Raw genomic sequence first — 20,521 nt, 5'->3', positions numbered from 1 at the left:
CGCCGACCACTTGTCCAACCGTCCACGGCGGGGGCGGAGCCTCGGGAGAGTCCTGGGCCGCCGGTGCGTGGGGGACGGCTGAGGTGTCGTGGGCGTCACCGGTGTGACCCAGGCGGGGCGGTTTCACTTTGCCGGGGACTGGTCTTCGGGGCCCGTCGGCTGATGCGCCGTCACAGCGCTGGGGAGCGTGACGGCGGAGCTGGTGCGCGAGACGCCGGAGCCGGCCGTGGTCCGGTCGGTGGTGCCACGGTCCAGCCAGAGCAGGAGGAGACCGAGCGTGCAGGCGAGTGCCGACCAGTAGAGGTAGCGGTAGTTCGTCGCCGGCATGATCGGCAGGTAGCCGAGCACGTAGGCCATCGAGCTGATGCCCAGCACCCGGATCGGCAGGGAGAACGTCCCCCTGCCCGGACGGACGGCGAGGACGAGCGCGACAGCGAGCCAGAACCAGCCCCGGAAGAGCGGCCGCAGATCCATGGCCGCACCGTTGATGTACGCGGCGAGGGTGGCTTCCAGCCGGGGGCGGGCCACTTCGATTCCGAGGTCGTTGCCGAAGACTCCCGGGTGGTACGGGTAGCCGGTCTCGAAGAGCAGGGCGGTGAAGAGCCGCAGCCGGTACTGGAGATAGCCGGAAGCGTGCCCGCGCATCTCGCGCAGCCACAGGGACGTGATCTGGTCCGCATCCCCGGTCAATCCGTCCGCCGGCCGTTGGTAGCAGGCCCAGTAGGCGTCCGACAGGGCGCCGATGCGGTCGCATTCCTGGGCGGCGGCCACCAAGCGGTCGCGAAGGTCCGGCGGGACGTTCGCCGACCGCAGTTCCTCCACGGTCAGGACGTGGATGAGATCGTCGAGCATGATCTGCGCGCCCTGATCGGTCTGTACGGGCCGTGCGATCAGAGAGATCGCGGCGGCGGGCAGGACGACGCCGGCCACGAGTGCCGCTGTGCACTTGGCCCACATCCGGCGCCCGGGGGAGCGCCACAGCGCGAGGACGAGCAGGACGAACATCGGAATCGCGGCGACGAAGGCGTTCTTGCGCACGAGCATGGCGTAGGCGAGGAAGAGCACGCCCAGCCAGAGCAGAGCCCAGCGCATCGTGGCGGAAAGGCCGCGGTCGCGCAGCCGCAGCCCGACGAACGCCACCGCGCAGGCGGCGAGCAGGGCGCAGGCCACGTGGACGTCCTTCCACACCACGCCGACGAACGTCAGGACGGGGGGAGTCAGCCCGAGGCCGAGAACGGCGAGCGAACCGGCCCGGCTCGCGGTCAGTTCCCAGACGCACCAGGCGACCACCCACAGCGCGCCCCAGAAGACGACGGACTGCAGCACGGCCATGGACGAGGGCATACCGGTGACGGCGATGAGCGCACGCCACACCAGACTCAGCACGGGCGGGTGCCAGTCGGTCAGTGGTGTCCTGCCCATGGCCTGCCGGAGCTGGTCGATGCTGTCGGGACTCATGAACCCGGGGGCGAAGACGACGGCCGTGGCCAGACAGCACGCCACGGCAACAGCGCCCAGCCACCAGACCCAGCGCTTTTCGCCCTGAATTCGTCCGTTCTGTCCCATGCGGCGGATGCTAACAGCGTCGAGAGGACCGTACGGATCAGGGCGCGACGAAGACGTAGCGCCGGTAGGCGAAGAAGCGGAACAGGGTGGCGAGGGCCCAGCCGAAGACGCGCGCGGCGTTGTCGCTGAGCACCGATTCCAGCCCGAGCAGATGCCGTGAGGCGAAGACCGTGCCCGCCGTGATGGCGACGCCGACCACGTTCACGAACAGGAACAGGGTCAGTTCCTGCGTCAGGTTGTCGCGATGCCGGGCGCGGTAGGTCCAGTAACGGTTCCCCACCCAGCTGAAGAGCGCCGCGGCGCCCGTCGCGATGACGGAGGCCTGTACGGGGGCGGCCCGCATCACCCCGCCCTCCGTGCCGCCGGGAAGACCGAAAACCAGCAGGTTGTAGCCGCCGTTGTCCACGACGAAGGCCAGCGCCCCGACGACCCCGAACTTGGCGGCCTCGCGCCAGACGCCCCTGACTGCGTCACGCACACGCAGCGCCACGGATACGAGGACCAGCACACGGCGAGCGTAACGACACGGCGCGCCCCGACCGCCCGGACGCGCCCATAACGCATTATTTCCTATCGTAATTCGACGCCGGGTCAGGTAAGGAGCGGCCGTGCAACCGACGATCGCGTGTGTCGTGCCGTGTCACAACGAGGAGGCCGCCGTCGGCAAGGTGGTGTGCGATCTGAGGGCTGCACTCCCCGAGGCGGACATCTACGTGTACGACAACGCCTCGACCGACCGCACGGTGGAGGTCGCCCGCGCGGCGGGCGCGATCGTCCGGGAGGAACCGCGCAAGGGAAAGGGCAACGTCATCCGGCGTGCCTTCGCCGATGTCGACGCCGACGCCCTGCTCCTCATCGACGGTGACGACACCTACGACGCGTCCCGGGCGCGCGACCTGGTCAACCTGCTCTTCGAGGGGCCGTACGACCAGGTGGTCGGCGCCCGCCGCGAGACGGTCAGCGCCGCCTACCGGGCGGGGCACGCGACCGGCAACAAGCTGCTCACGGGGGCGGTGCGGTCCCTGTTCGGCAACGACGTGACCGACATGTTGAGCGGCTACCGCGTCTTCTCGCGGCGCTTCGTCAAATCCTTCCCGGCGCTGGCCCACCAGTTCGAGACCGAGACCGAGATGACCATCCACGCGCTCCACCTCCGGCTCCCCACGGCGGAGGTGGAGGTGGACTACCGGGTCAGACCCGCCGGGAGCGAGAGCAAACTGCGCACCTTCCGGGACGGCTGGCGCATCCTGCGGGTCATCCTGGACCTCGCGCGGCGCGAGCGGCCCTCGCTCGTCCATACGGTGGTCGCGGGAGTGCTGGCCCTCGTCTCGGTCGTCCTCGGCGTCCCCGTCATCGCCGAGTTCATCCGCACGGGCACCGTGCCGCGCATCCCCACGGCGATCCTCGCCGCCGCGATCATGACGATCGCGGTGCTCGTCCTGCTCGTCGGCTACATCCTCGAGTCCCTCATGCACATGCGCCAGGAACACTCCCGGCTCGTACACCTCGCCTACGCGGCGCCGGCCCGCTCACCGCGCTACACCAGGCACCGGCCCAGCACCGGCCCGGTGCCCGCCAGGAACATCTCAGGTAGTCGCTGACCGGCCGGGGCTCGCGGGAAGACGACGCGCGCCCCGTCCACCATCACCCTCCGAGCGGGTCGTTCGGACTCTGAGTCTTCAGCGTCGTCCGCCGAACTCCCAGTGGTGGATCTCTATGTCGGCGTACCGGTCCGCGGTCAGGACGGTGCGTGCCGTGTCCGGGTCCGGAGCCCTGAGCAGCACCGCCGTCCCCAGCCAGGTGGCGCCGTCGTCGGACAGCAGCGGCCCGTACGCGATCAGATCGTCCCGGTCGGGCGGCACGTCGGTGTCGGCTGCCTGCCCCGAGCCCAGGCCGAGTACCAGGTACCGGTTGCCGCCGGCCGAGCCACCGGGGAAATCCCACATGGTGCGTCCCAGCAGGTTGCGCCACCGGCGCAGCAGCACATCGCGGTAAGCGCCGGCCTGGTGGTTGGGCTCGTCGAAGGCGAACGCGCGGGCGGCGGCGGGACCCGGAAGGTCGACGATGTGCACGCTGCCGGTGGGCGTTTCGCCGTCGTCGGCGAAGGTCGGGCCGCGAGCGATCAGCTCCTTCGCGTACCCGTCCATGTACGACCAGTGCTCTTCCAGCAGTTCTTCCCGCAACGCGAGGGATCCGGGCCGGTCACGGTGGTAGCAGAAGAACTCCATGCCCCAGACCCTCCCCGACATCCGTCGACATCTCAACACACTTTCGCGGCGGCCGGGTTGCTTGATCGGCATCGGCGGTCGATGATCGCTGGGACTGGGCAGGAGCGGTGACGGTGGCGATGAGGGCGGTTCCGCTGGTGGGCGGGCCGGTGGAGTTCCGAGGGGCGCTGGACCTGGAGATCACGCCGGCCGGGGTGATGCCGCGTCGGCTACCCGCGTGGACCAAGGAGCAGTACCAGGACCCGTCGGTCCACGCGGTGACCGTGATGCCTTCGGGTGTGCGGCTGGTGTTCCGCACCGATGCGTGTGCGCTGGAGTTCGAGGTGCTCACCTTTACGGGGCAGCTCGACACCGATCCGGAACCCCGTCCGACCGGCATGCTGGACCTGCTGGTGAACGGCACCCTGGCCGAGCGGCGCCGGGCGCCGGTGGGCCACGTGCTGCGGATGGCGGGCCCCGGCGCCGAGCAGCGGCTGGTCCCGGGCGAGCCCGGGACCGTACGGTTCGGCGGGTTGCCGGCCGGCATGAAGCAGGTCGAGCTGTGGCTGCCCCAGCAGACCCCCACGGAGCTGGTGGCACTGCGCGCCGACGGAGATGTGCTGCCGCCGCTGCCGGACGGTCGGCGCCGCTGGGTGCACCACGGCAGCTCCATCAGCCAATGCGTCGAGGCTGACGGCCCGACCGGCACCTGGCCGGTCGTGGCGGCCGCGCTCGGGGGAGTGGAGGTGATCAACCTCAGCCAGGCGGGCAACGCGCTGCTGGACCCCTATGTCGCCCGGACGATCCGCGACATGCCCGCCGACCTGATCAGTCTCAAGGTGGGCATCAACGTCGTGGGCCTGGCCGCCTTTCGGCTGCGGACGTTCGGCGCGGCGGTGCACGGTTTCCTGGACACCGTCCGGGACGGGCACCCGGACACCCCGCTCCTGCTGATGTCCCCGGTGAGCTGTCCGGCCTTGGAGGAGACTCCCGGCCCGACCGCGACGGGCCCGGACGGGAAGATCACAGCACTGGGCGACCCGGCGGAAGTGGCTGGTGGGGCGCTGTCGCTGGCGGTGGTCCGTGCCGAGCTGGAACGGATCGTGACCGCTCGCCGGACACGTGACCCCCACCTCCACCACCTCGACGGCCGCGAGCTGCTCGGCCCGGACGAGGCGGACGACCTGGCCGACGGCCTGCACCCCACCGCCGCCGCATACCGCCGGATGGGCAGACGCTTCGCCGCCCACGCCTTCGCGAACGGCGGACCTTTTCGTCAACCCACGTGATAAACCGAGGAGTTGACCCGTGACCCGAGCAGAGAGGACACCCCCATGGGCCGACCGACGCCCTCGACCCCGACGCCCTCGACCCCGATGTCCTCGTCTCCGCTGCCCGGCCATACGAAGGTGCTGTCCATCGGTCTGCGTCCGAGTGCCCTTGACTACAGCCGGATGCCCGCCGGTGTCGACGAGGCGGCGCTCACCGCCCGGATCGAAGCGGCCAACGCGGCGCTGCGCGAAGCGGGGTTCGATGCTGTTCCGTGCCTGATCGACACCTCTCCGGACCATGCCGAGGCGACCGTCCGGGAGCAGCTCAAGGCGCACGCGTTCGGCTTGGCGATGATCGGCGGCGGCGTACGGATGCTGCCGGAGAACACCTTGCTGTTCGAGCGGCTGGTCAACGTCCTCACCGAGGCGACGCCCGGGATCCGGCTGTGCTTCAACACGACGCCGGAGGACACGGTCGAGGCGCTGAGACGGTGGATCCAGGCGTAGGCGGGGTTCTCTTTCCGGAGTCGTTCTCTCTCCCGAGTCGTCGGCGAAGGCGTGTCAGTGGCAGTGGCCGTGTCGGCCGAGGGTTTCCACCGGAGTCGCGCCGGGGCGGGTCCACTGGGGCACGGGGCGGCCGGTCGGGCCCCAGGTGGGGTTGCCGTCCGCGTCGGAGCGCCAGGACCAGCACGGGTCGCCCCCCTCGGGCCAGCCCTCGGGGTTGTCCTCCCATGCCTCGCCACGGCCGTAGGGCGTCATGTCGAGCAGGCCCAGGGAACCGTTGACCCGCTCGTTGCCGCGGCCCGTCGTGGAGTAGGTGAGGAACACGCGGTCGCCGTCGCGCAGGAAGCAGGTGAGGTAACCCATCTCGCCGCCGACCGGTGCCTCCACGCCCCGTACCGAGTACCAGGGCTGGGTGTAGCCCATGAACGCGACGTAGGGGGCCACCTCGTCCCACGGGCCCGTGGTCAGGACGGCGAAGGAGACGCCGCGGGCGTTGAGGTAGACGGCGTCCTTCAGGTGCCAGGCCGTCGTGGTGCAGCCCTCGCACTGCCCCTGGTGCGGTGCGCCGTCGTACCACATGTGCTGGTAGACCACGAGCTCGTCGCGGCCCTCGAACAGGTCCAGGAACGGGACCGGGCCGTCGGCTCCGACGACCTCGACCGTCCCGTCGAACTCCACCATCGGCAGCCGCCGGCGGGCCGCGGCGAGAGCGTCTCCCTCCCGCGTGTGGGCCTTCTCACGGACCAGGAGCTCCTCACGGGCCCTCTGCCAGGTGGCCAGGTCGACGACGGGCGGGCGGCCGGGCAGCTCGGTGGACGGGGCGTCCGGTGTGGTCGTCATGGTTCCTCCGCGGTGTCTCGTGCAGGGCACTGTCGTACGACGTCCTGCGACGTCACCAGAACAGACTCGCGGCGGGGCCGAAACTCATCGCCCGAGGGGGCGACCTCCGCCGAGCCCGTACCGACCCGGCCACGTCGGGCCGGCGAGCTCACCAACGCGCTCTGACAGAAGCCCACAACTCGGGCCGCGCTTTACTGTCGCCTCACTCGTCCTCGTACCCGTGAGTCACTGATCAGACTGGTGGATCCCGCTGACCACAGGCAACGAGGGGAACCACCCATGAACGGCTCGCGGATCGCCGCCGTCGGCCACTACCAGCCCGCCAAGGTACTCACCAACGAGGACCTGGCGGGCATGGTCGACACCAGTGACGAGTGGATCACGAGCAGAGTGGGCATCCGCACCCGGCACATCGCCGGCCCCGACGAGCCCGTCGACGAACTGGCCGGCCACGCCGCCGCCAAGGCGCTCGCCTCGGCAGGCCTCGGCCCTGAGGCCATCGACCTGGTCGTGGTCGCCACCTCCACCGCCGTCGACCGCTCCCCGAACATGGCGGCCCGGGTCGCGAACCGGCTCTCCATCCCGAACCCGGCCGCCATGGACGTCAACGTCGTCTGCGCCGGCTTCACCCACGCCCTCGCCACCGCCGACCACGCCGTACGCGCGGGCGCCGCCACCCGGGCGCTCGTCATCGGCGCCGACAAGATGTCCGAGGTCGCCGACTGGACCGACCGCACGACCTGTGTCCTCGTCGGGGACGGGGCGGGCGCGGCCGTCGTCGAGGCCGCCGAGGAGCCCGGCATCGGGTCGGTGCTGTGGGGGTCGGTGCCCGAGATGGGGAACGCCGTACGGATCGAGGGCACCCCCGCGCGCTTCGCACAGGAGGGGCAGAGCGTCTACCGCTGGGCCACCACCAAGCTGCCGCCCCTCGCCCGTGCCGCCTGCGAGAAGGCGGGCCTCACCCCCGCCGACCTCGCCGCGGTCGTCCTCCACCAGGCCAACCTGCGCATCATCGAGCCCCTCGCGGAGAAGATCGGAGCGGTCAACGCCGTGGTCGCGCGGGACGTCGTCGAGTCCGGCAACACCTCGGCCGCGAGCATTCCCCTCGCCTTCTCCAAGCTCGTCGAACGCGGCGAGATCTCCAGCGGCGACCCCGTACTGCTGTTCGGCTTCGGTGGCAACCTGTCGTACGCGGGCCAGGTCGTCCGCTGCCCCTGACCAGCACCGTCGTGCGAATGTGACGAGCCCGACCCCCCTCGGGGCTGGCAATGGTGGGCCGTAGACTGTAGACGAAAGACAATCCATACTGGCTGTTGACTTGGACTTTCCAGTACGGGCGTCGACTTTCCGTGTGCGGTACATGCCGTGGTGCTCTGGAGGGGGACCCGATGTTGTCCACAGGACTTCCGCAAGGGGCCGTGCCCAAGCTCGAACGCCCCGGTCCACTGCGCGACCGCGTCTACGAGGCCCTGCTCGAACTCATCACCACACGCGCGCTGCGCCCGGGCCAGCACCTCGTCGAGAGTGAACTCGCCGGACACCTCGGGGTGTCCCGGCAGCCGGTCCGTGAGGCCCTGCAACGCCTCAACACCGAGGGGTGGGTCGACCTGCGGCCCGCCCAGGGTGCGTTCGTGCACGAGCCGACGGAGGCGGAGGCCGACCAACTCCTCACGGTCCGCACCCTGTTGGAGGCCGAGGCCGCCCGTCTCGCCGCGGCGAACGCCGGCACGGCGGGTATCACCGCGCTGGAGGAGCTCTGCGCGGAAGGCGAGCGGGCCGTCGACGCCGATGACGTCGACGCCGCGGTCGCCATGAACGCCCGCTTCCACGCGAAGGTCATGGAACTGGCAGGCAACACGGTCCTCGCGGAACTCGCCGCCCAGGTCGACCGGCGGGTCCGCTGGTACTACACCCCCGTCGCCCGCCGACGCGGACACCAGTCCTGGATCGAACACCGCGACCTCATCGCCGCGATCTCCGCCCGCGACGAACAGCGCGCCACGGAAGTCATGCGCGCCCACACCGAGCACACCCGCAAGACGTACCACGAGCGCGAGAAGTAGCACGCGGCCGAGGTCGCCCCCGAGTTCCGCCCCCGCGCCGGGGGCGCTCCCCGCTGTCCCGCTACTCGCTGTCCTCCCACTCGTCTTTGTCCTCTGAGTGGAGAAAGTCCGCGCCAATTGCTGCGCGACTTCTTCCCGACTCCGGCATCCGCTGCTACGTTCCCCTCGAAAGCCATACGCGGCGGTGCCGATGAGGCGGGGAGGGGCTTGTGAGACGTATGACGGCTCGACCCGCCAACGCGCATCAGGCCCGTCTGCTGCGTCTGTTGCGGGACGGCGGCCCCAACTCCCGGGCACAGCTCGGGGATCGGGTGGATCTCTCGCGGTCGAAGCTGGCCGTGGAGGTGGACCGGCTGCTGGAGACGGGACTGGTCGTGGCCGACGGGCTCGCCGCCTCACGGGGCGGCCGCCGGTCGCACAACATCAGGCTCGCCCCCCAACTCCGTTTCCTGGGCGTTGACATCGGCGCCACCTCGATCGATGTGGCCGTCACCAACGCCGAGTTGGAGATCCTCGGCCACATCAACCAGCCCATGGACGTACGGGACGGCCCGGTCGCCGTCTTCGAGCAAGTGCTGTCCATGGCCGCCAAGTTGAAGGCCTCGGGACTCGCGGAGGGGTTCGACGGCGCCGGCATCGGCGTCCCCGGTCCGGTCCGCTTCCCCGAAGGTGTCCCGGTGGCCCCGCCGATCATGCCCGGCTGGGACGGGTTCCCGGTGCGGGAGGCGCTCAGCCAGGAACTCGGCTGCCCCGTCATGGTCGACAACGACGTGAACCTGATGGCGATGGGGGAGCAGCACGCGGGCGTGGCCCGTTCCGTGGGCGACTTCCTCTGCGTCAAGATCGGCACCGGCATCGGCTGCGGCATCGTCGTCGGCGGTGAGGTCCACCGCGGTACGACGGGCAGCGCCGGCGACATAGGGCACATCCTCGCCGTACCGGACGGCCGGCCCTGCGCCTGCGGCAACCGGGGCTGCCTGGAGGCCCACTTCAGCGGCGCCGCGCTCGCCCGCGACGCCAAGGACGCCGCCCAGCAAGGACTTTCGGCGGAACTGGCCTCCCGTCTGGAGACCAACGGCACCCTGACCGCCGTCGACGTGGCCGCCGCGGCCGCCGCCGGTGACGCCACCGCACTCGACCTGATACGCGAGGGCGGCAACCGCACCGGCCAGGTCATCGCCGGACTCGTCAGCTTCTTCAACCCCGGTCTGGTGGTGATCGGCGGCGGGGTGACCGGCCTCGGCCATACCCTGCTCGCAGCCATCCGCACCCAGGTCTACCGTCAGTCACTGCCCCTCGCGACCGGCAATCTGCCCATCGTGCTGGGGGAGTTGGGGCCCACCGCCGGAGTCATCGGCGCGGCCCGCCTCATCAGCGACCACCTGTTCTCACCCGCGTAAGCCTTCTCCCGACCGACAAGGCCCACCAGCACAGCGCTCTGTCCCGCCCTGCCCGAACGCGCCTGCCCAGCAGGCGGATTCGCCCTGAAACCGGCCCGCACGCCCGCCAAGGGGAACTCATGGCACCAGAACCACCGCTGCTCACCATGTCCGGCATCACCAAGTCGTTCCCCGGTGTCCGGGCCCTCGACGGCGTCGACCTCGACGTCCAGGCCGGCGAGGTCCACTGTCTGCTCGGCCAGAACGGTGCCGGGAAGTCCACCCTGATCAAGGTCCTGGCCGGTGCCCACCAGCCCGACGACGGCACCATCACCTGGCGGGGCGAACCCGTCACCCTCAAGTCCCCGATCGCCGCCATGCGCCTCGGCATCGCCACCATCTACCAGGAACTCGACCTGGTGGAGGGCCTGTCGGTGGCCGAGAACGTCCACCTCGGCCATGAACCCACGGCCGCCGGCTTCGTCGTACGAGGAAAGGCGGCGCGGGCGTCAACCGCCGCCCTGCTCAAGCGGCTTGGCCATCCGGAGGTCGATCCGGCCCGGCTCGTCGGCGAGTTGTCGGCCGCGCAGCAGCAGATCGTCTCCATGGCCCGGGCGCTCTCCCACGACGTACGGCTGATCGTCATGGACGAGCCGTCGGCCGCGCTCGACCCGGACGAGGTCGACAACCTGTTCAGGATCGTGGGGGACCTGACCGCCGCCGGGGTGGCCGTCGTCTACATCTCGCACCGCCTGGAGGAGATCCGGCGGATCGGCGACCGGGTGACCGTACTGAAGGACGGGCGGGCCGTGGCGGGTGGTCTGCCCGCGAAGTCCACGCCGACGCGCGAGGTCGTGGCGCTGATGACGGGGCGCAACGTCGAGTACGTCTTCCCGGACCGGCCGCCCGCGCCACCGGCCGGCGCCGCACCCGTACTGGAGGTGCGGGGGCTGGCGCGCGCCGGCGAGTTCGAACCGTTCGACCTGGACGTCCGGCCCGGTGAGATCGTCGGCCTCGCCGGACTCGTCGGCTCGGGGCGGTCGGAGATCCTGGAGACGATCTACGGCGCCCGTAAACCGACGGCGGGTCAAGTGGCCGTAGAAGGACGGAAGTTGAAGCTCGGCAGCGTACGGGCCGCCGTACGCGCCGGGCTCGGGCTCGCACCGGAGGAGCGCAAGGCGCAGGCGCTGCTGATGCTGGAGTCCGTCACCAGAAACGTTTCCGTGTCGACGATGTCCCGTTTCGCGCGCGTCGGCTGGATCGACCGGGGCGCGGAGTTCAGGGCCGCGCGGGCCGCGACCCGCGAGCTGTCGCTGCGCCCGGACAACCCGGCCGTACCGGTCCGCACCCTCTCCGGCGGCAACCAGCAGAAGGCCGTGCTCGCCCGCTGGCTGCTGCGCGGCTGCCGGGTGCTGCTGCTCGACGAGCCGACCCGGGGGGTCGACGTGGGCGCCCGCGCCGAGCTGTACGCCGTGGTCCGCCGGCTCGCCGACGAAGGCCTCGCCGTGCTGCTGGTCTCCAGCGAGGTGCCCGAAGTCCTCGGCCTCGCCGACCGGGTGCTCGTCCTGCGCGAGGGCCGGGTCGTCCACACCGCGCCCGCCCGTGAACTCGACGAACACCGTGTCCTCGACCTCGTGATGGAAGGAAGCCCCGTGACTGTTGAAGGGAGCCCGGCGTCATGACCCAGCCCGTGTCCCCGCCCCGGGGCAGCGCCGACAAAGTGACACCGGTCAGCGAGCCGCCCGCCTGGCGCGCCCTCGTCTTCCGCGCCGACGTCCGCACCCTCTCGCTCCTCGGCGTCCTCGCCGCGCTGATCGTCATCGGCGGGATCACCAAGCCCGACGAGTTCCTCGACACGCGCAATCTCCAACTCGTCCTCACCCAGGCGTCGGTGATCGGCGTCGTCACCGTCGGCATGACCTTCGTGATCACCTCCGGCGGCATCGACCTGTCCGTGGGCGCGATCGTCGCCCTGGCATCCGTCTGGGCGACGACCGTGGCCACCCAGGAGTACGGCTTCGCCGGCATCCTCTTCACCGCCGTGATCGTCGGGGTCGGGTGCGGCCTGGTGAACGGGCTGCTCATCGCGTACGGCGGCATGGTCCCCTTCATCGCCACCCTCGCCATGCTCGCCTCGGCCCGCGGACTCGCCCTGCAGATCACCGACGGCAGCACCCAGGTCGTCACGGTCGACGCCATCCTGGACCTCGGCGAGCGCGACGCCTACATCCTCGGCATCCCGCCCCTCGTCCTGGTCTTCGCACTCGTGACGATCATCGGCTGGCTCGTGCTGAACCGCACGACCTTCGGCCGGCGCACGGTCGCCGTCGGCGGCAACGCGGAGGCCGCCCGGCTCGCGGGCATCGACGTCCGCCGGCAGCGGCTGTACCTCTATCTGCTCTCCGGACTGTGCTGCGGCATCGCCGCGTTCCTGCTGATCGTGCTGTCCGGCTCGGGCCAGAACACCAACGGCAACCTCTACGAACTCGACGCCATCGCGGCGGCGATCATCGGCGGCACCCTGCTCAGCGGCGGCCGGGGCACCATCACCGGCTCCGTCCTCGGGGTCCTGATCTTCACCACGATCACCAACATCTTCGCGCTCAACAACCTGCAGAGCGATGTCCAGCAGATCGCCAAGGGCGCGATCATCGTCGCCGCGGTCCTGGTCCAGCGACGTACGGCAAGCACGACCTGACACACCGAAGAGCCGACGGGAAGAGCCGCAACCGGAAAGGTCCACCGCCATGTCACAGTTCACCAGCCGTAGAGGACTGCTCTTCGGGACCGCCGCCGTCTCGGCCGGCGCCCTCCTCGCCGGTTGCACCAGCAACGAACCCAGCGAAACAGGGGACGACTCGGCCGCCAACGAGCAGCCGGCCGCCGACGACAAGCCGGGCAAGGCGGTCACCATCGGCTTCGCCGGACCGCAGGCCGACCACGGCTGGCTCAACGCGATCAACCAGAACGCCAAGAGCCGCGCGGAGCGGTACGAGGACGTCACCCTGGAGATCACCGAGGGGTCCAACGACACCGCCCAGCAGATCGGCCAGATAGAGACCCTCATCAACAAGAAGGTCGACGTGCTGGTGGTGCTGCCCGCCGACGGCAAGGCGCTCACCCAGGTCGGCCTCAAGGCGATGCGCGCGGGCATCCCCGTCGTCAACCTCGACCGGATCTTCAACTCCCCGCAGGCGTACCGCTGCTGGATCGGTGGCGACAACTACGGCATGGGCCTCAACGCCGGGCACTACATCGGCGAGCAGCTCAAGGACAAGGGCGACGCCCGCGTCATCGAGCTCGCCGGGCTCGACAACCTGGAGCTGACCCAGCAGCGCACCAAGGGCTTCGACGACGCGCTGAAGAACTACCCGAACATCAAGAAGGTGGCCCGGCAGGCCGCCGAGTTCACGGTGGAGTCCGGGCAGGCCAAGATGGCCCAGCTCCTCCAGGCGCAGTCGAGCTTCGACGCCCTGTGGAACCACGACGACGACCAGGGCGTCGGCGCCCTGCGCGCGATCGAACAGGCCGGGCGCGACGACTTCCTGATGGTCGGCGGCGCGGGAGCGCTCTCCGCGTTCCAGGCCATCAAGAAGGACGACGGCGTACTGAAGGCCACCGTCCTCTATCCGCCGACCATGGCCGCCTCCGCGATCGACCTCGCCCGCGCCCTCGGCCAGGGCAAGGGGGTCGGCGGCCTCGCCGAGTTCGAGATCCCGGCCTCGCTGACGCTGTACTCGGCCGTCGTCGACAAGGACAACGTCGACCAGTACATGCCCACCGGCTTCAAGTGACGGCTCCCGCCGGACGGGCCTGACCGAGAACGAGTACCGGGCGCGGGGATCGAGCACCGCGGACCGAGGATCTGGCGCCGGAGGATCGAGGACCCGGCACCGGGACCGAGGACCGGAGCGCGAAGCCCCCGGAAACGGAGTCAGGTCCGACCCCCCACCGCGCCGCGACCACGAGGAGGACACACGCATGGGACAGCCGCAGCAGCCCGACCAGGCCGAGGCGGAGGAGTCAGGAGCGCCGGGGCCCGACGCGGCGGTCGGGGCCGAGGCCGGCACCCGAGCCGAGGCCGGGGGGACGGCCGGAACCGAGGCCCGAGCCTCGACGACGGCCGCGGTCCGGACGGCCGACGCGCCCGGCCCCGGTGCCGGTCCCGGAACCCCGCCCACCGGAGGCGCGGCGGGAGCCGGGATCACGGCCGGGCCCGGAAGCCGGGCCGGGGTCGGGGTCGAGGTGGCGCCGCCCGGTGCCGGACCTCGTGCCGTGTCCTGGCCCGCGGGACTCGCCGGCGGGCTCGGCAGGCCGCCGCTACGGGTCGGGATGATCGGCTATGCCTTCATGGGCGCCGCGCACTCCCAGGGCTGGCGCACCGCGGGCCGTGTCTTCGATCTGCCGCTCAGCCCGGTCCTCGCCGCGGTGTGCGGACGGGACGGCGACGCGGTGCGCGCGATGGCGGACCGGCACGGCTGGGCGGCGACCGAGACCGACTGGCGGGCGCTGATCGCCCGGGACGACATCGACCTCGTCGACATCTGCACCCCCGGCGACAGCCACGCCGAGATCGCGCTGGCCGCGCTGGCCGCCGGCAAGCACGTGCTCTGCGAGAAGCCCCTCGCCAACACGGTCGCGGAGGCCGAGGCGATGACAACGGCGGCCGAAGAGGCGTATGCGAACGGTAAGTTGGCGATGGTCGGCTTCAACTACCGTCGGGTGCCCGCCACCACGCTCGCCCGCCGCATGGTCGCCGAAGGGCGACTGGGAGCCCTGCGCCACGTCCGGGTGACGTACCTTCAGGACTGGCTCGTGGACCCCGAGTTCCCGCTCACCTGGCGGCTGCGCAAGGAGTTGGCCGGCTCCGGGGCGCTCGGCGACCTGGGCGCCCACATCGTCGACCTCGCGCAGTACCTGGCGGGGGAGCCGGTGATCGGCGTGTCCGCGCTGATGGAGACCTTCGTACGGGAACGACCCCTGCCCGCAGGTGCGGCCGGCGGTCTGGCGTCCTCCGGCGGCACGGCCGGGCGCGGCGCGGTCACCGTCGACGACACCGCGCTGTTCACCGGCCGCTTCGCCTCCGGTGCCGTCGCCTCCTTCGAAGCCACCCGTTTCGCCACCGGCCGCAAGAACGCCCTGCGCATCGAACTCAACGGTGAGCGCGGCTCTTTGGCCTTCGACCTGGAACGGCTCAACGAACTCGCCTACCACGACCACACCGAACCCGGCAGCCACGCCGGCTTCCGCCGCATCCTCGTCACCGAGCCCGACCACCCCTACCTGGACGCCTGGTGGCCGCCGGGCCACGGCCTCGGCTACGAGCACACCTTCGTCCACCAGGCCCGTGACCTGGTCCACGCCGTAGCGGCGGGCCGGCGACCCGAGCCGTCCTTCGCGGACGGCCTCCAGGTGCAGCGGGTGCTCGCGGCGGTCGAGGAGAGCGCCGAGAAGAACTCCGTCTACACCCCCACCCACACCCCGACAGCGGTCTGACTCCGGTCCGAGGAGGCCACGGCAATGCCGCGCAACTTCACGCTCTTCACCGGCCAGTGGGCCGACCTGCCCCTCGAAGAGGTCTGCCGCCTCGCCCGCGACTTCGGCTACGACGGCCTCGAACTCGCCTGCTGGGGCGACCACTTCGAGGTCGACAAGGCCCTCGCCGACTCGTCGTACATCGACTCCCGCCACCAACTCCTGGACAAGTACGGCCTGAAGTGCTGGGCCATCTCCAACCACCTGGTGGGCCAGGCCGTGTGCGACGCCATCATCGACGAACGCCACCGGGCCATCCTGCCCGCCCGTATCTGGGGCGACGGCGAGCCCGAGGGCGTACGGCAGCGCGCCGCCAAGGAGATGGCCGACACCGCAGGCGCCGCTTCCGCCTTCGGCGTCGACACCGTCATCGGCTTCACCGGCTCCGCCATCTGGCATCTGGTCGCCATGTTCCCGCCCGCCCCCGAGTCGATGATCGAGCGCGGCTACGACGACTTCGCGATGCGCTGGAACCCGATCCTCGACGTCTTCGACGCACAGGGCGTGCGGTTCGCCCACGAGGTCCACCCGAGCGAGATCGCCTACGACTACTGGACGACCCAGCGCGCCCTGGAGGCGGTTGACCGTCGGCCGGCCTTCGGCCTGAACTTCGACCCCTCGCACTTCGTGTGGCAGGACCTCGACCCGGTCGGCTTCCTGTGGGACTTCCGCGACCGGATCTACCACGTCGACTGCAAGGAGGCCCGCAAGCGGCTCGACGGCCGCAACGGCCGCCTCGGCTCGCACCTGCCCTGGGGCGACCCGCGCCGGGGCTGGGACTTCGTGTCGGCCGGGCACGGCGACGTGCCCTGGGAGGACGTCTTCCGCATGCTCCGCTCGATCGACTACCAGGGCCCGATCTCCGTCGAGTGGGAGGACGCCGGCATGGACCGGCTCCAGGGCGCCCCCGAGGCCCTCACCCGCCTCAAGGCGTTCGACTTCGAACCGCCGTCGGCCTCGTTCGACGCGGCGTTCGGCGGCAACGACTAGTTCGGCGGCAACGACTAGTTCGGCGGCAGCGACTAGTTCGGCAGCAACGACCAGGGCTTCATCCGCCGGACAGGACCTCGGGCCCTACGGCCCCCTTGTGTCTTCCGGGGTGACGGCGCACCCCGGCGTACCGCACACACCCGTACACCTCCGTACGACCAGCCCCTTACTGGAGGCCTTTCGTGCACCCGTACGACGACCACAGACACCCCACCAGCCGCACCAGCCCCTTCAGACGCCGCAGGCTGCGCGGGCCGATCGCCCTGCTGACCGGTCTGCTGCTCGCGGGCGCCTCGCTCTCGCTCACCGCGCCCGCGGCGGGCGCGGCCGACGCCGAGCCGAAGAGCGCTGCCGCTGCCGCCGAGGACTTCCAGCAGGTCACCCTCGCCAAGGGCGAACCGGAGGTCGGCGAGCCCATGTCGCTCGCCGTCCTCCCGGACCGCTCGGTTCTGCACACCTCGCGCGACGGCGAACTCCGCCTGACCGACGCGGCCGGCAACACCAAGCTCGCCGGCAAGCTCGACGTCTACAGCCACGACGAGGAGGGCCTCCAGGGCATCGGCGTCGACCCGGCCTTCGCCGACAACCGTTTCATCTACCTGTACTACGCGCCCCCGCTGAACACCCCGGCCGGTGACGCTCCCGAGACGGGCACCGCCGCCGACTTCGCGCCCTTCGACGGCGTCAACCGGCTCTCCCGCTTCGTCCTGAAGACCGACGGCACCCTGGACAAGGCCAGCGAGACGAAGATCCTCGACGTCCCGGCCTCCCGGGGCATCTGCTGCCACGTCGGCGGCGACATCGACTTCGACGCGGCGGGCAACCTGTACCTGTCGACGGGCGACGACAGCAACCCGTTCCAGTCGGACGGCTTCACCCCCATCGACGAGCGGGCCAACCGCAACCCGGCCTTCGATGCCCAGCGCACCTCGGGCAACACCCACGACCTGCGCGGCAAGATCCTGCGCATCAAGGTCAACGCCGACGGCTCGTACACCGTCCCCGAAGGCAACCTCTTCGCGCCGGGCACGGACAAGACGCGCCCCGAGATCTACGCGATGGGCTTGCGCAACCCGTTCCGCTTCAGCGTCGACAAGAAGACCGGCATCCTCTACGTCGGCGAGTACGGCCCCGACGCCGGCGCCGCCGATCCCTCGCGCGGCCCGGCCGGACAGGTCGAGTTCGCCCGTGTGACCAAGCCCGGCAACTTCGGCTGGCCCTACTGCACCGGAAACAACGACGCCTACGTCGACTACGACTTCGCCACCGGCACCTCGGGCGCGGCCTTCGACTGCGCGGCCCCGAAGAACACCTCGCCGAACAACACCGGCCTCACCGAGCTGCCGCCCGCCGAGCCCGCCTGGATCCCCTACAACGGGGCCTCCGTCCCGGAGTTCGGCGACGGCTCCGAGTCCCCGATGGGCGGCCCGGTCTACCACTACGACGCCTCGCTCGACTCCCCGGTGAAGTTCCCGGAGGCGTACGACGGGGACTTCTTCGCCGGTGAGTTCGGCCGCCGCTGGATCAAGCGGATCACGAGCGACGCCGACGGCACCGTGCAGTCGATCAACAACGTCCCGTGGACCGGCACCCAGATCATGGACATGGCCTTCGGCCCGGACGGCGCGCTGTACGTCCTCGACTACGGCATCTCCTGGTTCGGCGGCGACGAACACTCCGCCCTGTACCGCATCGAGAACGCCACCGACGGCCACTCCCCGGTCGCCGCTGCCGCCGCCGACCGCACCTCGGGTCAGGCGAAACTGAAGGTCCGCTTCTCCTCCAAGGGCAGCAGCGACCAGGACGGCGACGCCCTCACCTACAGCTGGGACTTCGGCGACGGCGGCACGACCACGGCGGCGAACCCGACGCACACCTACAAGAAGAACGGCACCTACACGGCGACGGTGACCGCGAAGGACCCCTCCGGCCGCACCGGCAGCGCGAGCGTGCGGATCGTCGTCGGCAACACCGCGCCCAAGGTGACGCTGGAACTCCCGCAGGACGGGCAGCTGTTCGCCTTCGGTGACGCCGTGCCGTTCAAGGTGAAGGTCAGCGACCCGGAGGACGGCCGCCCGATCGACTGCTCCAAGGTCAAGGTCACCTTCGTCCTCGGCCACGACAGCCACGGCCACCCGGTCACCTCCGCCAACGGCTGCACCGGCACCATCCAGACCAGCGCCGACGGCGGCCACGACGAGAACGCCAACATCTTCGGGGTGTTCGACGCCGAGTACACCGACGGCGGAGGCGGCGGCCAGGCCCCGCTGACCACCCACGACCAGAACGTGGTCCAGCCCAAGCACCGCCAGGCCGAGCACTACGGCGACTCCTCCGGCATCGCGGTGCAGTCGAAGGACACCGCCCACGGCGGCAAGACCGTCGGCGACATCTCCAACGGCGACTGGATCTCCTTCGAGCCGTACGTCCTCTCCAACGCCACGAAGCTCACCGCGCGCATCTCCTCCGGGGGCGCCGGCGGCAAGCTGGAGGTCCGCGCGGGCTCTCCGACCGGCCGTCTCCTCGGCAGTACGACCGTGCCGGTGACCGGCGGCTGGGACAACTTCCAGGACGTCACCGCGAACCTCTCCCGTGCTCCGCGCGGCACCACCACGCTCTATCTGGTGTTCAAGGGGACCGGCTCCGGTGGCCTGTTCGACGTGGACGACTTCACGTTCACGACGAGGTGAGGGGGCGCCATGCGAACGAAGGGACGCACGTGGGCGGCCGTAGGAGGCGCCGCCCTGGTGATCGGCTGCGTGTCGGGACCGGCCGTCTCGGATGAGGCGGGCGGCTCCGGCAAGGCGGGCGGCTCCGACGGGCACCGGGTGCTGGTCTTCTCCAAGACCGCCGGCTTCCGCCACGACTCGATCCCCGAGGGCATCGCGGCCGTACGGGAACTGGGCGCCGCCCACGGCTTCGCCGTCGACGCCACGGAGGACGCCGGCGCCTTCACCGCACGCAACCTCGGCCGCTACGACGCCGTGGTGTTCCTATCGACCACGGGCGATGTCCTGAACCCCGCCCAACAGGGCGCGTTCGAGAGGTACATCAAGCGCGGAGGCGCCTATGTGGGTATCCACGCGGCCGCCGACACCGAGTACGACTGGGCCTTCTACGGCGGACTCGCGGGCGCCTACTTCCAGTCGCACCCCGCGATCCAGCCCGCCACGGTCGACGTCGAGGACCACGCCCACCCGGCAACGGCCGGTCTGGGCAAGACCTGGAACCGCACGGACGAGTGGTACAACTACCGCTCCAACCCCCGTGAGCGGGCCCATGTCCTCGCCTCGCTCGACGAGTCGTCGTACAGCGGCGGCACCATGAACGGCGACCATCCCATCGCCTGGTGCCAGAACTACCAGGGCGGCCGCGCCTTCTACACCGGCGGCGGCCACACCAAGGAGTCCTTCGCCGAACCCGCCTTCCGGCAGCACCTGTTGGGCGGCATCCGGTGGGCGATCGGCGAGGCCCAGGCCGACTGCCGACCGGAGAACGGCTACCGGCCGCTCTTCGACGGAACCTCGTTGGAGGGCTGGCGGCAGGCGGGCCCGGGCTCCTTCGAACTCGGCGAGGACGGCACGCTGACGTCGGCCGGCGGCATGGGGATGCTCTGGTACGCCGGCCGAAGCTTCGGGTCGTACTCCCTGAAGCTCGACTGGAAGATGTCCAGTGCCTCGGGCGACGACAACTCCGGTGTGTTCGTAGGCTTCCCGCCCTCGGACGACCCCTGGTCGGCCGTGAACAACGGCTACGAGATCCAGATCGACGCCACGGACGTACCCGAGAGGACCACGGGGTCCGTCTACGGCTTCCGCTCCGCCGACATCAGGAAGCGCGACCGCGCCCTGAACCCGCCGGGGGAGTGGAACACGTACGAGATCCGCGTGGAGGGCGAGCGCCTCCGCGTCTGGCTCAACGGCGTGCGGATCAACGATTTCACCAACACCGATCCGGTACGGAGCCTGCGCGACGGTCACCTCGGCATCCAGAACCACGGCGCTGCCGACCAGGTGTCCTTCCGGGACATCCGGATCAAGGAACTGCCCGCGCGAGCCGCCCGTGGGGCGGACTCGCCGCCGGGCGACTGAGCGGCGGCGGGCGGGGGACGCCGGACTCCCGCCCGCCGTCTTCACCTTCCCCTCGGAGGGTCCCTTTTCCGCATC

General features: G+C 70.7%; 17 protein-coding genes. 13 read left to right on the top strand and 4 right to left on the bottom strand.

What is annotated here, in order from left to right:
* Positions 1-123: 123 nt before the first annotated feature.
* Together ACWD26_RS10310 and ACWD26_RS10305 are read right to left on the bottom strand one after the other, a co-directional pair.
* On the bottom strand, positions 124-1,566 hold the full coding sequence (locus ACWD26_RS10310; protein WP_451268222.1) for a hypothetical protein: 1,443 nt from the start codon (positions 1,564-1,566) through the stop codon (positions 124-126).
* A 37-nt stretch (positions 1,567-1,603) separates the two neighbouring features.
* On the bottom strand, positions 1,604-2,074 hold the full coding sequence (locus tag ACWD26_RS10305) for a GtrA family protein (RefSeq protein WP_451268220.1): 471 nt from the start codon (positions 2,072-2,074) through the stop codon (positions 1,604-1,606).
* A 100-nt stretch (positions 2,075-2,174) separates the two neighbouring features.
* Here ACWD26_RS10305 and ACWD26_RS10300 point away from each other — a divergent pair, with 100 nt between their 5' ends.
* Positions 2,175-3,167 (top strand): glycosyltransferase family 2 protein, encoded by a 993-nt coding sequence (locus ACWD26_RS10300; protein WP_451268218.1) that lies wholly within the window; start codon positions 2,175-2,177, stop codon positions 3,165-3,167.
* Positions 3,168-3,245: 78 nt separating this feature from the next.
* Here ACWD26_RS10300 and ACWD26_RS10295 read toward each other — a convergent pair whose 3' ends face one another.
* Positions 3,246-3,794 (bottom strand): YciI family protein, encoded by a 549-nt coding sequence (locus ACWD26_RS10295; protein WP_451268558.1) that lies wholly within the window; start codon positions 3,792-3,794, stop codon positions 3,246-3,248.
* A 119-nt stretch (positions 3,795-3,913) separates the two neighbouring features.
* Here ACWD26_RS10295 and ACWD26_RS10290 point away from each other — a divergent pair, with 119 nt between their 5' ends.
* Both ACWD26_RS10290 and ACWD26_RS10285 read left to right on the top strand, forming a co-directional pair.
* Positions 3,914-5,062 (top strand): GDSL-type esterase/lipase family protein, encoded by a 1,149-nt coding sequence (locus ACWD26_RS10290; protein WP_451268216.1) that lies wholly within the window; start codon positions 3,914-3,916, stop codon positions 5,060-5,062.
* 45 nt (positions 5,063-5,107) lie between these two features.
* Complete coding sequence (locus ACWD26_RS10285; RefSeq protein ID WP_451268214.1) at positions 5,108-5,551, top strand: hypothetical protein; 444 nt, start codon at positions 5,108-5,110, stop codon at positions 5,549-5,551.
* A gap of 54 nt (positions 5,552-5,605) precedes the next feature.
* Here ACWD26_RS10285 and ACWD26_RS10280 read toward each other — a convergent pair whose 3' ends face one another.
* Positions 5,606-6,388 (bottom strand): DUF899 domain-containing protein, encoded by a 783-nt coding sequence (locus ACWD26_RS10280; RefSeq protein WP_451268212.1) that lies wholly within the window; start codon positions 6,386-6,388, stop codon positions 5,606-5,608.
* A gap of 279 nt (positions 6,389-6,667) precedes the next feature.
* Between ACWD26_RS10280 and ACWD26_RS10275 the strand changes: the two genes are divergently transcribed.
* The 10 genes from ACWD26_RS10275 (at position 6,668) to ACWD26_RS10230 (ending at position 20,446) form a co-directional block, all read left to right on the top strand.
* Positions 6,668-7,606, top strand: a complete 939-nt coding sequence (locus ACWD26_RS10275) for a beta-ketoacyl-ACP synthase III (protein ID WP_451268210.1) — start codon at positions 6,668-6,670, stop codon at positions 7,604-7,606.
* A gap of 170 nt (positions 7,607-7,776) precedes the next feature.
* The gene (locus ACWD26_RS10270) at positions 7,777-8,451 is read left to right on the top strand and encodes a GntR family transcriptional regulator (protein ID WP_451268208.1); all 675 of its coding nucleotides are present in this window, start codon (positions 7,777-7,779) and stop codon (positions 8,449-8,451) included.
* Between the two features lie 218 nt (positions 8,452-8,669).
* Entirely contained in the window at positions 8,670-9,851 is a 1,182-nt protein-coding gene (locus ACWD26_RS10265; protein ID WP_451268206.1) for an ROK family protein, read from the top strand.
* Positions 9,852-9,970: 119 nt separating this feature from the next.
* Complete coding sequence (locus ACWD26_RS10260) at positions 9,971-11,512, top strand: sugar ABC transporter ATP-binding protein (RefSeq protein WP_451268204.1); 1,542 nt, start codon at positions 9,971-9,973, stop codon at positions 11,510-11,512.
* Complete coding sequence (locus ACWD26_RS10255; protein ID WP_451268202.1) at positions 11,509-12,528, top strand: ABC transporter permease; 1,020 nt, start codon at positions 11,509-11,511, stop codon at positions 12,526-12,528. Before ACWD26_RS10260 ends, ACWD26_RS10255 begins: the two co-directional genes overlap by 4 nt.
* A 49-nt stretch (positions 12,529-12,577) precedes the next feature.
* Positions 12,578-13,624, top strand: a complete 1,047-nt coding sequence (locus tag ACWD26_RS10250; RefSeq protein ID WP_451268200.1) for a substrate-binding domain-containing protein — start codon at positions 12,578-12,580, stop codon at positions 13,622-13,624.
* Positions 13,625-14,162: 538 nt separating this feature from the next.
* Positions 14,163-15,326: a Gfo/Idh/MocA family protein gene (locus ACWD26_RS10245; RefSeq protein WP_451268556.1), complete on the top strand. Its 1,164-nt coding sequence runs from the start codon at positions 14,163-14,165 to the stop codon at positions 15,324-15,326.
* A 24-nt stretch (positions 15,327-15,350) separates the two neighbouring features.
* Complete coding sequence (locus ACWD26_RS10240; RefSeq protein WP_451268198.1) at positions 15,351-16,355, top strand: sugar phosphate isomerase/epimerase family protein; 1,005 nt, start codon at positions 15,351-15,353, stop codon at positions 16,353-16,355.
* Between the two features lie 182 nt (positions 16,356-16,537).
* Complete coding sequence (locus tag ACWD26_RS10235; protein ID WP_451268196.1) at positions 16,538-19,045, top strand: PQQ-dependent sugar dehydrogenase; 2,508 nt, start codon at positions 16,538-16,540, stop codon at positions 19,043-19,045.
* A 9-nt stretch (positions 19,046-19,054) separates the two neighbouring features.
* Positions 19,055-20,446: a ThuA domain-containing protein gene (locus ACWD26_RS10230; RefSeq protein ID WP_451268194.1), complete on the top strand. Its 1,392-nt coding sequence runs from the start codon at positions 19,055-19,057 to the stop codon at positions 20,444-20,446.
* Positions 20,447-20,521: the final 75 nt, after the last annotated feature.

It is taken from the genome of Streptomyces sp. NPDC002787 (assembly GCF_053592095.1).
The sequence above is the reverse complement of the archived record's forward strand: the minus strand, read 5'-3'. Positions and strand labels throughout refer to the sequence as shown.

Coding starts and splice junctions, on each gene's coding strand:
- ACWD26_RS10310 (WP_451268222.1), bottom strand. CDS start 1,566: ATGGGACAGAACGGACGAATTCAGGGCGAAAAGCGCTGGGTCTGGTGG.
- ACWD26_RS10295 (WP_451268558.1), bottom strand. CDS start 3,794: ATGGAGTTCTTCTGCTACCACCGTGACCGGCCCGGATCCCTCGCGTTG.
- ACWD26_RS10290 (WP_451268216.1), top strand. CDS start 3,914: ATGAGGGCGGTTCCGCTGGTGGGCGGGCCGGTGGAGTTCCGAGGGGCG.
- ACWD26_RS10285 (WP_451268214.1), top strand. CDS start 5,108: ATGGGCCGACCGACGCCCTCGACCCCGACGCCCTCGACCCCGATGTCC.
- ACWD26_RS10280 (WP_451268212.1), bottom strand. CDS start 6,388: ATGACGACCACACCGGACGCCCCGTCCACCGAGCTGCCCGGCCGCCCG.
- ACWD26_RS10275 (WP_451268210.1), top strand. CDS start 6,668: ATGAACGGCTCGCGGATCGCCGCCGTCGGCCACTACCAGCCCGCCAAG.
- ACWD26_RS10270 (WP_451268208.1), top strand. CDS start 7,777: ATGTTGTCCACAGGACTTCCGCAAGGGGCCGTGCCCAAGCTCGAACGC.
- ACWD26_RS10265 (WP_451268206.1), top strand. CDS start 8,670: ATGACGGCTCGACCCGCCAACGCGCATCAGGCCCGTCTGCTGCGTCTG.
- ACWD26_RS10260 (WP_451268204.1), top strand. CDS start 9,971: ATGGCACCAGAACCACCGCTGCTCACCATGTCCGGCATCACCAAGTCG.
- ACWD26_RS10255 (WP_451268202.1), top strand. CDS start 11,509: ATGACCCAGCCCGTGTCCCCGCCCCGGGGCAGCGCCGACAAAGTGACA.
- ACWD26_RS10250 (WP_451268200.1), top strand. CDS start 12,578: ATGTCACAGTTCACCAGCCGTAGAGGACTGCTCTTCGGGACCGCCGCC.
- ACWD26_RS10245 (WP_451268556.1), top strand. CDS start 14,163: ATGATCGGCTATGCCTTCATGGGCGCCGCGCACTCCCAGGGCTGGCGC.
- ACWD26_RS10240 (WP_451268198.1), top strand. CDS start 15,351: ATGCCGCGCAACTTCACGCTCTTCACCGGCCAGTGGGCCGACCTGCCC.
- ACWD26_RS10230 (WP_451268194.1), top strand. CDS start 19,055: ATGCGAACGAAGGGACGCACGTGGGCGGCCGTAGGAGGCGCCGCCCTG.